Here is a 16,454-nt window from a genome sequence, read left to right as displayed (position 1 = left end):
ATAATCTGTAGGAGGAAAAAGAAAATGAACATTTCCAACATCTTGGTTGTGGGCGGAGGCATTATGGGTAGGGGAATTGCCTATGCCGCTGCAGTGAAAGGATTCGACGTTACACTTACAGATATTTCTTCTGATGTGATTGAAGGGGCAAGAAGCGAGATTGCGAGTTTCGTAGAGCAAGGTGTGAATCGTGGAAAGATAGACCCCGATGAAGGAAAAGAAGTTCAAAGTCGCGTTACATATACGACCGATTTGCAAAAAGGGGCGGAGAGTGCGGACTTTGTAATTGAAGCGGTGCCCGAGAAGTTGGAGATTAAAAAGCAAGTGATGGAGACACTGGATCGCGTTGTGGACAAGAACGTTATTTTAGCTACAAACACCTCCACCATGAGCCCTACAGAAATCGGTTCATTTACAAAACGACCTGAGAACGTGATTGCCATGCACTTTTTTAACCCAGTGCCAAAGATGAAGCTTGTTGAAATCATCCGTGGCCTTGAAACATCCGATGAAACGGCTGAGATCACCGAAGCTGTCGCACGCATGATGGGGAAAGAAACGGTTGTGGTCAATGAATTTCCAGGCTTTGTGACGAGTCGTATCAGCTGCCTTGTTGGTAACGAAGCGTTCAACATGCTGATGGAAGGGGTTGGGACGCCGGAAGAGATCGATAAGGCTATTGAGTTAGGTCTCAATTATCCTATGGGACCATTCAAGCTGGGCGACATCGTTGGACTTGATACGCGTCTGCGGAACTTGGAGTACCTCCATGAAACCCTTGGTGAACGGTTTCGTCCAAGCCCACTGCTGAGAAAGTATGTGAAGGCAGGCCGTTTGGGTAAAAAAACCGGAAAAGGTGTGTATGATTATACCTCAACTGAACAAGTGAGCGAAACTTTGACAAAGTAGGTGACGACGATGAAGAGAGTTGTAATAGTAGACGCCGTTCGATCTCCAATCGGCCGCTATAAAGGTAGCTATAAACACTTGCGTCCAGACGACATGGCTGCGCAAGTGATTACTAGATTGTTGGAACGAAACCCAGCAATCGATCCAGGGGAAATAGAAGAAGTGGTGCTCGGAAACGCCAATCAAGCGGGAGAAGATAATCGTAATGTAGCCAGAATGGCCGCCTTATTGGCCGGTCTTCCACAAGAAGTAGGAGGTACGACGGTCAATCGATTGTGCGGATCGGGATTGGATGCGGTGGGGTATGCATACCGGGCGATTGCGATGGGAGAAGGCGATATGTTCTTGGCTGGTGGCGTGGAAAGTATGACGCGTGCTCCAATGGTCATGGCTAAGCCTGATAAAGAGTTTCCTCGTGGCAACATGGAAATGTACGATACTACCATCGGGTGGCGGTTCACAAACCCTACTTTGGAAAAAGAATACGGTGCCCATTCCATGCCGGAAACCGCTCAAATCGTAGCGGATCGCTTCGGGATCTCACGGGTGGAGCAAGATCAATTAGCTCTAAGGAGTCAGGAGCGAACAGTGTCAGCCGTAAAAGAGGGGCGTTTTGAAGACGAAATCGTCCCAGTGGAAGCCTGGTTGAATCGAAAAGAGAAAGTGACAGTTACAACGGATGAGCACCCACGCCCAAACACATCAATGGAAAATCTCGCTAAGCTTCGACCTCTTTTTGACGACGGCTCGATTACAGCAGGAAATGCATCCGGGGTGAACGATGGAGCGTCGGTTTTGCTTGTGATGAGTGAAGAGAAAGCGGAGGCACTGGGACTTGAACCACTGGCTGTAATTCGCTCAATGGCGGTCGCCGGGGTGGAGCCTCAGGTAATGGGAATGGGACCGGTTCCTGCTACTCGGAAGGCGTTGGAACGAGCTGGTTTCGGAATGAAAGACATTGGTCTGATTGAACTAAACGAAGCGTTTGCGTCTCAGGCTTTGGCTTGTATGCGAGAGCTGGATCTAGACGATAGCATTGTCAACGTGAATGGGGGAGGAATTGCACTTGGTCATCCCCTTGGAGCTAGTGGTGCGAGGATTCTTACAACGTTGATTCATGAGATGAAAAAGAGAGATGTGAAAAGAGGACTAGCTACCATGTGTATTGGCGTAGGGCAAGGAATTGCCATGGTGGTTGAGCGATAAGTTTTGGGAGCCAGGCACTGTCTTTACGTATTCACACAGTGCCTGGCTCCCATCGGTCTTCTCGGAGCGTGTATTCTGTTCGGCTTTGTTTAATCGCCTCTTTTGTTAATTCGAAGGTGAGGAACTGTTCTTTTCCCCCATAGTTGGTTGCATTGTTGTCATAATCAATCCAAGGTGGACAGAAGATGGAGTTGCCGTATGATTGGCCCGCTTGATTAAGGCTTAGCATATACACTTGATTTTCTAGCGAGCGTGTTTGAACGAAGGCATGCCAGCTAGGATACGACTGGTCTTTATAGAAGGCAACTGGATGTAGGAGGCAGTCGACGTTTTTGTCCAAAGCATAGGACCTGGCCAGTTCGGGAAATCGCATGTCATAGCAAATCATTAGTCCGAACGTGAAGCCTTTAATTTCAAACTCGGATAAGTGATTTCCTCTAGTAAAATATTGTTTTTCTGCAGATGCCCCGAATTGGGCAAGATGAATCTTGTTGTAGTGAATAACGTAATCTCCTTGTGGATCGATAACAACCTGAGAGATAAAGAGGCTACCATTCTCTTTTAGCGGTAGCCCGTAACAAACATGAGCCTGTAGCTCTTTTGCAAGAGTAGCAAAGGCCTTGTAGGAATAGCCAAATCGCTCCTCTGCGAGCTCATTTATGTGTGCAAATGTGTTGATGTTATATGAGATGGTTGAGAGTTCAGGAAAAACAAGAAGGTCAACATCTTTGCCAATAAGAGCTTCTTTGGTTCGCTTCATTACTTCATTGATATGAGCGTTTCTTTCAGCAACAGTTGTTAGAGAAGGAATGATTATTTGACAGCCGGCGATTTTCATAAAAGAACCCTCCTCATCAAGTGGGATGCTACGAATCGGTTCAGTGTATGTTGCAATTGCCTTGTTCATGTTTTCTTCTAGCCACGAAAATAGTACATGATTCGCAGTGTAAATAAACGTTTGTTTAAAATGGTCATACGTGACAAAGGTGTTTACTAGTAAACAAAAAGCTACAGAGAATGACGCTCTCTGTAGCTTTTCATGTTGGATTCTGCCTTTTTAGTGTGCTTGGCCACTTTTCTTTTCAATATATGGTCCTGGTGGTGGAACACTTTTTTGATGAGGATGCTTCGCTGTTGATGATCTGTTTCACTGCATTGATTGTATTTGTGCAAATAGAGATCGACCATTATTTCGTGCCACAACGTTTTCATCTTCAGTCCTCCTCTTTTTTAACCGCACGAAGGGAGTATTTGGAGAGCGCCACCTAGTGGACCTGTTATCCCTTTTCCTTCGCTATGTGTTTATTATTACCCATAACTTCAGCGAAAGAGGTCGAATATTCAGTCGATAAGAAAAACACATACTCTGACTTATATGAGCTGCGTTAAAGTAGGTCAGAGGATAGAGCTTGCAATGTGAGTATAATGTTCCTTGTATAGGTACAACCATCTGGTTTGACATAAGTCTGCTTTTTCTGGGTTGTAATACACCTGTGATGCTTTGTTAAAATTCATTGAAACTATTCCCCTTCTAATATCGTTATATATAGACATCAAGTGAATTAAAGGAGCATCTATGAAAAAAACAATAACTGTCTTTCTTCTTAATATCATTCCCATTCTTATCGTTATGAGTGTCATCTTTATTGCTTCTTCTCAGTCATCGGATCAACAAGATCTCAGTCCGGTTCTTGATCGTGTGACGGATAGAAACTTTGTGAAAGAGAACGTAGCAATGGTGATGGATCGGGTTGATCGCATCGTTGAGCGAGGCATTTCAGTGGCTAAAAATAGACCGAATGTGGCGCTGGCTGGAATTGTTGCTGTTGCACTGGTCATTGCAGCCGTGTTTTTCAGATTGTTCCGCTCATCAGACTCACGATTAAAAAAAGCGATGAAAGCCTTTATTTATACAGGGATCTTATTTATGTTCGCTCTAGCTGGACTCGCACTCTTAAAAAGTGACGCTATCATTGAGCTAGTTAGAAGCCATGGTTCTTTTAATACGATTGTAGCTGTGTTGGACAGAGTCCACTTTACATATGCCGGGTCGGAAATTTCATTGGAGCGCCTGGGTGTTGATGGTTTACTTACTTTTCTCATTCGAAAAGCTGCGCACTTGACCCTATTCGGATTACTCGGATTTTTTGTGTTTTTGTTGGCATACCGATTTAACAAACGGACTGTTGTATCATTTGTGATTGCTATGACGGTCGTTGTTGCCTACGCGGCGTTGGATGAATACCGACAAACCTTCATTCCGTCGCGGTCCGGTATTGTGGAGGACGTCATTCTCGACTCTGTAGGAGGGTTCATCGGTACAACAGTGGCCTTAATGAAAGTGACAACTTCAAGCTGGTGGGACCGGAAGTAACCGACTAGGTGCCAGACCCTGTGTGGACCATTTCACACAGGGTCTGGCACTTTTTTTTGAAGAAATTAAAATTCTTCATTTTTCTCACTATTCTATAATTAAGCCATCTTTAACGTTGTGATTGGAGATGACCTTTGTCTTCCTATAGATAGCAAGCACATTCTCTCGTATAGGATTAAATGCTTGATAAAACGATAAAAAATAAGCGGTTTTAGAGGGTTTAAGCCATGTCGGCCAGCCTTTACATATTCTTTCATCGTGTTAAAATCATGAACCAGAAGCAAAGACGAAAGCATTGAAAAAGTTAAAGATCGAACTCAACGCCTTTCTAAAGACAACGAGGAGGACGCAACGAATGCATCAGTTAACGAACGAAAAAATCAACGAACTTATTTCTATGAGTGATGTAATTAAAGCCATTGAAGACTTTTATATAAACGGGGATCAAGAAAGTGTACATGTCCCAGAACGCATGCACGAAGAAGATGGAGACAACACGATCTTGTTAATGCCCTCATTCTTTGAAGGTTACTATGGTACAAAACTTGTTGGCGTAGCACCAAATAACCCGAACCTTGGAAAAGACACGATTAATGCCCTGATGCTTTTGAGTAAACGGGAAACGATGGAGCCGGTTGCACTGATGGATGCTCAAGGCATAACCGCCCTTCGAACCGGTGCACTTGGAGGCATCAGCATGAAGTATCTGTCACGAGAGGATTCTTCCACAGTAGGCATTATCGGTACAGGGGTTCAAGGTTTCAGTCATCTGCAAGCGGCTTGTGCTGTGCGTCCGATTAAAAAAGTGTACGTGTACAGCCGTAAACGAGAGAATGTAGATCGCTATATTGAAAAAGTAAACAAGCACTTCCCAGAGCTTGAGGTAACATTTGCGGAAACGGAAGATCTCATGAAGCAATCTGATATTATCGTCACAGCCACCAGTAGTAAAACGTCTGTACTACCGGAATTGAGTGAGGAAGAACTTGCTGGGAAACACATCGTCGGCTGTGGATCTTTTCGTCCGTTTATGCAAGAAATTCCTGACTATGTGTTTGATCGAGCGGAACATGCTTATGTGGATACATTGACTGCCCTAAAAGAATGCGGAGATATGATTAGTGCCAAAGAAAATGGCTTAAAAGACGAGCACATCTTCACATTGGAAGATCTTATCAAAGGTGGGGAGCGCTTCGCTTCGGAAAAAGAAGCGTTCACTGTCTTTAAGTCAGTTGGAATGGCAATCTATGATCTTGTCACTGCGATTCTCATCTATAAAAAGCTAGAGAAATAATTCTTCGGTGCCAGGCACTGTGTTCATACATACACACAGTGCCTGGCACCAGTAATGGAAAAGGAAGTGGAAAAGACATTGGATACGTACAACATGATGGACAGCTTAAGAGAATCCAAAAAGTATTTAAATGCGAAAACCATTAGTGCTGGTCTCTTGGCAACAATCTTTGGCTGTACAGGACCGGCACTCATTATTATTGGAGGCGCATCCGATGGCGGTCTTACGGAAGCGCAGACAATTTCTTGGATCTTTGCGATTTATTTCTTTGCAGGACTTTTAGGTTTATATATGGCTCTTCGTTATCGTCAACCAATATCAGGTGGTTGGTCGATTCCAGGTGCTGTTTTAATTGCAGGAGCTTTAACGCAATTTACCCTAGCTGAAGCCATGGGAGCATATATCGTGGCCGGTCTGATCGTTCTTATTCTTGGAGTGACCGGTTGGATCGGGAAAGTGATGTATTGGATTCCGGCCCCAATTGTAATGGCGATGATCGTTGGTGCACTGATTCGTTTTGGAACCGACATGATTTTGGGCATCGAACAAGCCCCGCTCATTGCCGGATCCGCCATTCTCTTGTATTTGGTTTCATCAAAAATTACGGATAAAATTCCGCCGATCATTATGGCATTTACTGTCGCGGTCATTCTCGCCATTGTTCTTGGCGAATTCCAAATGCAAGGGATTGAGACGCAATTTACAGTCCCTCAACTGATGGTGCCTGGATTCAGCCTAGAGGCGATCGTCTCCATTGCAATTCCGTTAGCCTTATTGGTTGTTGGTGCTGAGAATGCCCAAGCAACTGGGGTTCTAATGGCGCAGAAGTACAAGCCGCCTGTTAACGCCATGACGATTTTTAGTGGTTTAGGAGGTATCATTACAGCTTTCTTCGGCGGCCATAATGCTAACGTAGCAGGGCCGATGACAGCAATTTGTGCGTCTAAAGAAGCAGGTGTCAAAGAAGGTCGGTATACTGCGGTTGTTGTAAATGGATTTACCTTTATGGCGTTTGCCATCTTTGCCGGGTTGCTCGTACCATTTGTGACCGCCATGCCAGGTGTTCTTATTGGAACTGTAGCTGGACTTGCAATCATTGGTGTTTTATTAAGTTCGTTGCAAAGTGCTTTTTCACAGAAAAAGTTCCAAGTCGGAGCCTTCTTCGCATTGATTATTGCTATGTCAGGAGTCGAATTTTTCGGTATTAGCTCACCATTTTGGGCGATTATCGGAGGAATTCTCGTTTCTCTAATTGTGGAAGGAAATCAATTTAAGGAACGAGCAGAGAATGAAGTGAAAGAAGCAGCTTAACGTTGTAATGAAAGGTGCCAGGCCCTGTGATCAAAATTTCACAGAGTGCCTGGCACCTTTTATATGACAATGGAACTGACAAGACTTAGTGGGTAAATTTACTCATGAAGGGAGTTGTTGGTGTGTAGCCTTATGTATCTATGAACCTATTTATTTTGAAAATACTCAATTGTATAATAAAGATGAAAACGTTTGCACAGAAATATTAAGAGGTTGTTTCTGGACAAACATTATTTTTGAGCTTTTGTGCAAACGCTTTCACTAAATGCATGGATGGAAAAAGGAGGGTTTGGTAGTAGTCTTTTTTGATTATTATTTAAAGGGGATGAAAGGGATGAGAAGGAAAACGAAACGTTATTCGTCGTTGTTTATGGTTTGGGTGATGCTGATTAGCATGCTGCCGTTTTTCGTACCGGCGGGGCAAGTGAGTGCAGATGAAGGAGTTACGAACAGTTATGAGAATCGTACAGTGAAACTTACGTACGAGCGGGAAGATGGGAAATTTGACGGTTGGGATGTTTGGGTTTGGAATACTGGGGTGCAAGATGACAACATTGATTTTACAGAGTTTGGGGAAAACACAGCCACTGCCTCTATTGAAGTAGGAGCGAACACGAGAGAGATCGGCTTTATTGTTAGAAAGGACGATTGGTCTGACCGAGAACCGAATGGGCAAGAAATGGACCGGTCGATCCGAGTGAATCAACAAGACCCTGTAACCAAGGTACATATCAAGCAGGGAGAAACAGATTTCCATACTGTACCGACTGTTTCTGGTCCGGATGTTGATGACGGAACAGCAACGTTTTTCTATCGGGATCCTGCTCTTTATTTAGATGATGAGATGGACGCGATTGATAAAGTGGAGCTCAGTATTCTCGGAGGAACCCATGAGCTCGACTATGAATCGAAAAATGAGAGGTTTGTCTACACGTATGAGAGCCTTCCAGAGGGGGAGCACGAATACACTTATTTGGTAACAAAAGACGGTGAAACAACTGAAGTGTCCGATCCGTACAATACGGTGGATGGGAAGTCAGTGGTGAGGAACTTCTCAGCAAACGTTGAGATTTCAGGTGCTGTTGAGCCTGGTGCGATTGACTATAATGATAATGCTGTTCTTTCAGTAAATGTTGAGAGTGATGCGTCCATTAGAGAGGTATATGCAGATACGACTTCTCTTGGTGGACCGGAACGTCTTAACATTGATCTTAAAATAAATGAGATTACACTTTCGGTTGCTCATGACGTAACCGCTGGGACCAAAGAGATTCCGATTACTGCAGTGGACGAGTATGGCAACCGCCATCAAGGATCTGCGGAACTTGAAGTAAAAACCCGTCAGTTCGTTGGTGAGGACGACTTTGATTGGGATGAAGCATTGATTTATTTCATGCTTACTGACCGATTCTTTGACGGTGACAAAAGCAATAATGATCCATATGGAATGGATTACGATACGGACAAGCGAGGAACATACCAAGGTGGAGACTTCAAAGGAATTACCGAGCAGCTCGATTACCTTGATGAATTAGGAATTAACACGATTTGGATTAGCCCGATTGTAGAGAACATAAAGTATGACGTTCGCTTTAATACGACTGAAGGTCCAGAAGACCAGCCTTACTTCGGCTACCACGGTTATTGGGCAGGCGACTTTACGGAGCTCAACCCACACTTCGGTTCGATGGAAGACTTCCACGAACTGATCGACGAAAGTGCTGAGCGTGGAATGAAGATCATGGTTGACGTGGTTCTTAACCATACTGGTTATGGGTTAAAAGAAATGGATGGCGACCTTCCTGAAAGCGAGCGACCGGAAGGGTACCCAACAGATAATGAGCGTGCGATCTTTAGTGACATGCTTCGTCAAGGTCCGAATGTTGGAACTGATGAAGTTACAGGTGAACTTGCAGGACTTCCGGACTTCATTACAGAAGATCCTGAAGTAAGTGAGCAAATCATTGAATGGCAAACCGATTGGATTGAAAAATCTCGTACAGCTAATGGGAACACAATCGATTACTTCCGAGTGGATACGGTCAAACACGTGGAAGATACAACGTGGATGGCGTTTAAGAACGAACTTACCCGTGAAATGCCTGAGTTTAAAATGATTGGTGAAGCATGGGGTGCCGGCCAAAACAATGATTATGGCTATCTTAGAACTGGCACGATGGATTCACTCCTCGATTTTGATTTTAAGTATACGGCTAGAGACTTTGCCAATGGGAATCTTGAGCAAGCGAGCAGCCGACTTGAAGCCCGTAATCAGCAATTGGACAACACAGCTACATTAGGCCAGTTCCTCGGAAGCCATGACGAGCAAGGGTTTCTTGAAATGGTCGGTGGTGATGAAGGAAAACTGAAAGTAGCCGCAGGCCTTCAGATTACAGCTAAAGGTCAGCCCGTCATTTACTACGGTGAAGAACTTGGTTTAAGCGGTGACGATAATTATCCTTTCTATGACAACCGCTACGATATGGCGTGGGACGAAGTAGAAGAGAACGACATTCTTGAGCATTATCAAAAGCTCCTTTCTTTCCGCGGAGAGCATTCGGCTATTTTTGCTCGAGGAGATCGTAGTACGGTAGCTGGTTCTAATGAAGAAGAATTTCTTTTGTTTGAAAGAAGTTACGATAATGAGGAAGTGTATGTTGGATTTAACACGTCAGAAGAAGAGCAGAGCGTTACTCTTGAAGTAGACTCCTTCGGGGCGATTGTAACGGACGCCTACAGTGGAACAGGATACGATGTAAATGAGGATGGTCTCGTTACGATTAACATTCCTGCTATGAGTGATGGAGGTACTGTTCTTTTAACAGTAGAAGGGGGTTCGTTTGTTGTAGATGGGACGGTTGACCCTGTGGAAGGTGAGACGCTCAGAATTCACTACGAACGCTCGGACAATAATTATGAAAACTGGGGACTATGGACGTGGGATGATGTAGCAAATCCTTCAGACAATTGGCCTTCAGGAGCAACACCTTTTGAAGTGGCAGGTAGCGGGGAGTTCAGTGCGGCTCAAGCCAGTTCCTCAGGTGCGTATGTAGACATTGAGCTAAAAGAAGGGGCGGAGAAGATTGGCTTCCTTGTCGTGGATCGTACAAACGGAAACAAAGATGGGGACGACAAGCATCTAAATATTCTTTCCCCTAATATGGATGAAGTTTGGATTAAAGAAGGGACGGACCGTGTCTGGCTTTATGAGCCGGTGGACTTGCCGGAAGATACGGTTCGTATCAACTATGAAAGAACGGATCAGGAGTATGACCCGTGGAGACTTTGGACGTGGGGAGATGTAGCTGAACCATCTGATGGTTGGCCGGATGGAGCTACACCATTTTCTAACGACCAAGTGGGAAAATACGGCGCTTATCTTGACATTGATTTGATTGAGAACGCACAGCAAATCGGTTTTCTGACGCTCAATCCAGCTACTGGTGAACAGAGGGGAGATATGAGCTTTGACCAACTTGCAGACAACGAACAGCTGTTTATTCGAGAAGGTGATGAGACGGTGTACACGAATCCTTATTTTGAACGACTTGAGGGGCTTGTGTCCGGAGAACTATTAAGTAATGAACGGATTGAGCTCACATTCACGTCAACATTGTGGCTAGATGAAGAAACGTTGGCGGAAGAGATAACAATTGTGGATAAAGACGGGAATGACGTTGCGTTTGACAGCGTCACAATTGAGAGCGAAACAAAAGTGTTGATTCACGGTAATTTTGACATTGACCAGGCACCGTTTTCAGTTACATTTAACGATCGTACTATTCAGGCGGCAGCAGGCTGGCGCTTGATCGATGAAATGTATGCGTATGACGGGGAGCTTGGTGCGACATTGCATGAGGACGGCACGGCTACACTTAAGCTGTGGTCACCGATAGCAGATAACGTTAGTGTGATTCTGTATGATCGTGATGACCAGTATGAGGTCGTGGCTGACGATATTGACATGAACGATGGCGATCGTGGTGTGTGGGAAGTGACTCTCGACAAAGGGAACACCGGGAAGTCTGATCTCACCGGTTTTTACTACCATTATGCGATCGAGCGTGATGGGGAGACGAAAGTTGCTCTTGATCCGTACGCGAAATCCATGGCCGCATGGAACAACTTTGACGAGAACTTGGATGAGGACAAAGTGATCGGGAAGGCTGCGATCGTGGATCCATCTTCTCTCGGACCGGATCTTGAGTTTGCCGACATTGATGGATTTGAGAAACGAGAAGACGCGATTATTTATGAAGTTCATGTTCGCGACTTTACTTCTGACCCAACGATTGATGAGGAATTGGAAGCACAGTTTGGAACGTTTGCCGCCTTTGTAGAGCGTCTCGACTACATTGAAGCTCTTGGGGTAACTCACGTCCAACTGTTACCTGTGATGAGCTACTTCTGGGGAGACGAGTTGGCTAACGGGGAAAGAGAGTTGGAGTGGTCTTCAACCGGAAACAACTATAACTGGGGTTACGACCCACACAGTTATTTCTCACCAACGGGTATGTACTCTGAAAACCCTGAGGATGCGGAACTTCGTATTAAAGAATTGAAGAACTTGATCGACGAAATTCATAACCGTGGCATGGGTGTAGTTCTTGATGTTGTTTACAACCACACGGCACAAGTGAAGATTTTTGAAGATCTTGTACCGAATTATTATCATTTCATGGATGCGGATGGTACGCCGCGCACAAGTTTCGGTGGCGGTCGCCTTGGTACGACGCACGAAATGGCTCGTCGTATTTTAGTCGACTCTATTACGTACTGGACGGAAGAGTTTAAAGTGGATGGTTTCCGTTTTGACATGATGGGTGATCATGATGCGGAAAGTATTCAGATTGCTTACGATAAAGCAAAGGAAATCAACCCGAATGTCGTCATGATCGGAGAAGGTTGGAGAACGTTTGTAGGGGATGAAAACGGTGGTGATGTAATGCCTGCAGACCAAGATTGGATGCAGCATACAGAGAGCGTTGGTTCTTTCTCTGACGACTTCCGAAACGAGCTGAAGTCAGGCTTTGGAAGCGAAGGACAGCCGCGTTTTATTACCGGTGGGGCACGTAGCATTCAGCAAATTTACGACAACCTGACTGCAAATCCTCATAATTTTACTGCAACGAACCCCGGAGACGTTGTGCCGTATATTGAGGCGCATGATAACTTGACGTTGCACGATGTGATTGCACAGTCGATTAAGAAAGATCCTGAGTATCATCAAGAAGAAATCCATAAGCGTATTCGTTTAGGAAATACGATGGTTTTGACTGCGCAAGGGACGGCTTTCCTCCATGCAGGACAAGAGTTTGGCCGTACGAAGCAGTTCAGGGCGGAGACAGATACGGCACCATACAAGTCTACGTACATGACTGACAAAGATGGCAATCCGTTTGTGTATCCGTACTTTATCCACGATTCGTACGATTCAACGGATATGATCAACAAGTTTGACTGGACGATGGCAACGGACGAAGAGGCGTATCCGATCAACAATCTTACGCGGGAGTATACGACCGGGTTGATTGAGCTTCGTCGTTCTACCGATGCGTTCCGTCTAGGAACGATGGAGGATATTGATGAGCGGGTATCCTTTATTGATGCGCCGGAGATTGCTGAAGAAGACTTGGTCATTGGATATAAAGCAGCGTCCACGGACGACACAGGAACGTACTATGTGTTTGTGAATGCAGACGATAAAGAACGTACGCTTACGATTGGTGAGGACATAACCGAAGGTACCGTCATTGTAGACGGAAATGAAGCGGGTGTTGTTGAAGTTTCCGATCCAACAGGTTTTGAGCTTACTTCTGAGCAAATCAAGATCGATCCACTCACGGCGATTGTTGTTCGTGTTGGTGGAGACGTTCCAGATGAAGAAGACGAGGAACAGCCGGGAGGACCAGGTAACGGCAATGCACCTCCGCATGCCGGCCAGCCAGGACCACCACCACACGCAGGACAACCGGGAAAGCCGGATCATGCGAATGGAAAGGGGAAACCGGACCACGCCGGGAACCCTGGTAAAGGGAACGGAAAGAACGGTAAAGGAAATTAAATAGAGTAAGAGAGAACCGGGAGCCGATATGGCTGCCGGTTTTCTTTTTTGTATGGTAACTTCGGTTCATAGTTACTTAAAGACACAAAAAAACAATGGAAAAAATGTGAATTTAATAGTAAAATAAAACTAGTTCTAAAGATCTGTTGTTTTATCAAGACCTACATACGTTTACAACGAAATAAGGGAGGAATAAGATGTTTTGTTCATCTTGTGGAAGTCACTTTAGTAGTCAAGACAAATTTTGTGGGAAGTGCGGGTCTAAAGTAGGGGGTACTCCATCACAGGCCCATAAGGAGATGGCGGCAACTTCAGAACCTGGCCCACACAATCCTCAATCATCCGCTAGTCAGCAAGCAAGTGCCCAATTACAAAATTTAAAGGAAAGCGAATTTGTTAAGCAAGGGCAAGCGGTAGGGAAAGCTTATTTTTCATTTGCTTTAACTGCTTTTAAATCACCGTTTACATTTGCAAGAAATATGAGTGAAGCGTCTATTGTTAACGGGCTCATTTCCATTATCTTATTTGCACTCATCGTACCCATGACATCATGGTGGGCTTCTAGAAACGCTTACTTCTCAGTTCCGTTTTTTGAGACCGTTGTCATTCCGGCTGTTGTATTAACATTAGGTGTTTTACTTATGGTTGGAGTAATGAATGGCGTTTTAAAACTCATGCAGGTAGATGCTGATTTTAAAATGGTTGTTTCACGTTTTGGTGCACTTTTGGTTTTCCCTGTGGCAATCGGTTTAGTTGGATTTATCTTCGCATTGCTTTCAGCCAAAGCATTTGGGAGTTTGATAGCCTTTGTAAGTCTAATGTTTTTCCCTCTCACGTTTTTAGGTACGATGTTTTCATTCGATAAGAAACGTCCTGGAGGACTCGATGCTTTTTACGGAATCATTCTAACCAATGTTTTAATCACCATTATTGCATTGATCCTTATGCTTATTGTGGCCGACGCTGTAATTAGCAACCTTATTCCGTCGGGTATCGGACTACCTTTTTAGGAAAGAAGCTGTAGAGACACAATTCTCTGCAGCTTTTTTTTGTTGGTTTATTTTGTTTGTGTACCGGGTTTACCTTTCAATGTGCATACATAAAAAAAGGAGATCTCTTTTCTAATTTATTCACGTAATAAAGCTGCTCCTAATCAGGAGCAGCTTTGTCTTTAGTATTCTTCACTCGATAACTCGTTGGTCTCTACCAACTCCACAACTTTTAACCCGTCACCTGAAACTTGCTTCACTGTATAAATGGACTCAAAGCTTTTTACTAATGAAGGTGAACTTTCATAATGGATTAAATATTCTTCCTGTGTAGTGACTGTGTGGTGTTGATCCTCCTCATTTTTAACATCAATCACCTCAACACCCAAGAACTCTTGGGTAATTCCTCTATCATTTAAATAGCCGATATAATTCACAACCACATTTCTGTACTCATCGGCATCGGATGCAATGAAGGTGACAACTTCAGTTGAATCATGAGAGTTGATGGCTTCTACATTTGCAGAAATAAATAAATCTAATAGTGTTTCAAACGGTTGTGTCGAATCCTCAATACTTGCTTCAAGCATTTTTTCCCTTTGCTTATCTGTATCAAAGGTAAAGGAGACGGTATCTGAATAGTCAAAGCTCCATAAGGAATCTCTGCTTTGTACTAACCATTTACTGTTTTCTTCATCATAGACAAGCTCGTAACGGTATGCAGTAGTGTCCGGATAAACATCTGTATTATCACTGTTCGCCCTTAGCCACTCTTCTTCAACTGAAACTGCCACTTCCCAATCACCGTAGTTCCGATAAACATCGAAGGTGAGCTGATTGTATGTTGTTTCATCCAAAAAGCTAGCAGGCTGGTTGCTACGATTATGGATGAAATTATTGAAATCACCTTGGTGAGAAGCAGTCACCGAACTTAACGTGTTCGGGTTGCTTGTCATTTCACCTTCACTTCGCTCTTTCATGTATGTGTGTAAGGTTTCATATATATGTTCCTTTTGTTCATCCTTCATTTTAAAGTCTGGGGTGTAGTAGTCACTTGTAATAGCTGTTGGATCAGTGCTTAACGTACCAAAGGGGGTGTCGGTTTCCATATGTATCAACATTGAACCATCTAGTAACACTGGGCCAAAATGATTTCCATCCGCCGTGATTCGTCGGCCTTCTTCATCCTCATTAATGTAAAGCATTGCTTCGTCTACTTCTAAATCAAAATAGATCTCATCCATCTCTAAATTCAGATAAACCTCGTCACCGTAAAAATGTGAAATCGTAACTTCTTCCTCTAATGAAACAAAGTCTGTGTCCAGCTCTCCTTTTAAGTCATAAAAACCAGGTAAGAAGGTGCCGAGTTGGAAGACTCCATTTTCATAAGGAGCATCTAGTTCTTCACCATCAACATAAATGACCATATCAGGAGCATTCGTGTAAATGTTTAGTTCCAAAGGTTGAAGGACAAACTCATATTTGTCAAAGAACAAAAAAGAGCGACCAGTTTTCTCAAACGTTAAGAAAGGGTGGTAGGGAAGATGGGATTGATCTGCAAAAGCAAAGTTGGAAGAATTCTCTTCTTGAGCTTCAATTCTGTTCATTTGTTCAGTTAAGTATGAATAAAAATCGGTTTTTGCATACAAGTAGGATTCATTAAAATAGTAGAGAAGATCTTCAGCTGTTTTTTCGGTTATATCCAAGTCATCATAATCTGACGTAAGGTTCCTTTGTATGTAATTTATATCTTCCGATTCAAGTGCATTAACAAACTTTTCAGCCTTTTTTAGTGGGTCATTAGCCGAATTTCCAACTTGATAAAAGCCAATTGAGAAGGCAGCTACTGCTACTGCTGAAGCAATACCTATTTTTTGTTTTTTCGTTAAAACTATTTTGGGCTTGTAATCGTTGTGTTCTTTCTCTACTACCGAGTGTTGCTCTGACTCTGTGCTCTTAGTTACCCCTTGTGTGGACTTAGCTCCGCAGGATGTACAAAAAGTCGCATTCTTATCTTGATTTGCGCCACAGGAAGTGCAAAATGACATCGTTATCGCTCCTTGTTCGTTTATGAATCTATTATACTAGAACTTTAGTCATGAAAACATAGGAGTTTTATATTGTTCGAAGCGACACGCCTGATCCTTTACGTTCTTAAAATCTACTTATCGTCTCAGTAAAAAGTTTGATTGGCTCCCAAACTGTAACCATTACGATCTCCGCATACTTCCTTCTTCTACCAATAGACATACAGTGTTGGACACTAAACTGGTGTAAAACAATCACCTATTAGAGACAAACAACATC

The 16,454-nt window shown here is 43.8% G+C and carries 10 protein-coding genes; 7 read left to right on the top strand and 3 right to left on the bottom strand.

The genetic code is table 11. The features are described from left to right. Window positions 1-24: 24 nt before the first annotated feature. Both G476_RS0118875 and G476_RS0118870 read left to right on the top strand, forming a co-directional pair. A complete protein-coding gene (locus G476_RS0118875; protein ID WP_026691470.1) occupies window positions 25-909 on the top strand; it encodes a 3-hydroxyacyl-CoA dehydrogenase in 885 nt (294 codons plus the stop codon). Between the two features lie 9 nt (window positions 910-918). Beyond that, window positions 919-2,115 (top strand): thiolase family protein, encoded by a 1,197-nt coding sequence (locus G476_RS0118870; RefSeq protein WP_026691469.1) that lies wholly within the window; start codon window positions 919-921, stop codon window positions 2,113-2,115. A 31-nt stretch (window positions 2,116-2,146) separates the two neighbouring features. On the opposite strand, the gene G476_RS0118865 is transcribed toward G476_RS0118870, so the two are convergent. Both G476_RS0118865 and G476_RS0118860 read right to left on the bottom strand, forming a co-directional pair. Further along, window positions 2,147-2,953 carry a carbon-nitrogen hydrolase family protein gene (locus G476_RS0118865; protein ID WP_035187451.1) on the bottom strand — a complete coding sequence of 269 codons (807 nt, stop codon included), beginning with the start codon at window positions 2,951-2,953 and terminating at the stop codon, window positions 2,147-2,149. 170 nt (window positions 2,954-3,123) lie between these two features. Then, window positions 3,124-3,327 carry a hypothetical protein gene (locus G476_RS0118860; protein WP_026691467.1) on the bottom strand — a complete coding sequence of 68 codons (204 nt, stop codon included), beginning with the start codon at window positions 3,325-3,327 and terminating at the stop codon, window positions 3,124-3,126. A gap of 364 nt (window positions 3,328-3,691) precedes the next feature. On the opposite strand from G476_RS0118860, the gene G476_RS23045 reads away from it, so the two are divergent. From G476_RS23045 to G476_RS0118835, 5 genes are all read left to right on the top strand, one after another. Continuing rightward, complete coding sequence (locus G476_RS23045; RefSeq protein ID WP_051314940.1) at window positions 3,692-4,489, top strand: VanZ family protein; 798 nt, start codon at window positions 3,692-3,694, stop codon at window positions 4,487-4,489. A 355-nt stretch (window positions 4,490-4,844) separates the two neighbouring features. Then, a complete protein-coding gene (locus G476_RS0118850) occupies window positions 4,845-5,783 on the top strand; it encodes an ornithine cyclodeaminase family protein (protein WP_026691466.1) in 939 nt (312 codons plus the stop codon). Window positions 5,784-5,861: 78 nt separating this feature from the next. Then, window positions 5,862-7,094 carry a benzoate/H(+) symporter BenE family transporter gene (locus G476_RS0118845; RefSeq protein ID WP_026691465.1) on the top strand — a complete coding sequence of 411 codons (1,233 nt, stop codon included), beginning with the start codon at window positions 5,862-5,864 and terminating at the stop codon, window positions 7,092-7,094. Window positions 7,095-7,428: 334 nt separating this feature from the next. Further along, a complete protein-coding gene (locus tag G476_RS22510) occupies window positions 7,429-13,158 on the top strand; it encodes a pullulanase (protein WP_245579701.1) in 5,730 nt (1,909 codons plus the stop codon). A 197-nt stretch (window positions 13,159-13,355) separates the two neighbouring features. Then, entirely contained in the window at window positions 13,356-14,168 is an 813-nt protein-coding gene (locus G476_RS0118835) for a zinc ribbon domain-containing protein (protein WP_156906641.1), read from the top strand. Window positions 14,169-14,329: 161 nt separating this feature from the next. Here G476_RS0118835 and G476_RS0118830 read toward each other — a convergent pair whose 3' ends face one another. Then, window positions 14,330-16,195, bottom strand: coding sequence for a zinc ribbon domain-containing protein (locus G476_RS0118830; RefSeq protein ID WP_026691463.1), 1,866 nt, complete (start codon window positions 16,193-16,195; stop codon window positions 14,330-14,332). Between the last annotated feature and the right edge of the window lie 259 nt (window positions 16,196-16,454).

Origin of the sequence: Alteribacter aurantiacus DSM 18675, assembly GCF_000429705.1 — a bacterium.
GTDB lineage: Bacteria > Bacillota > Bacilli > Bacillales > Salisediminibacteriaceae > Alteribacter > Alteribacter aurantiacus.
The sequence above is the reverse complement of the archived record's forward strand: the minus strand, read 5'-3'. Positions and strand labels throughout refer to the sequence as shown.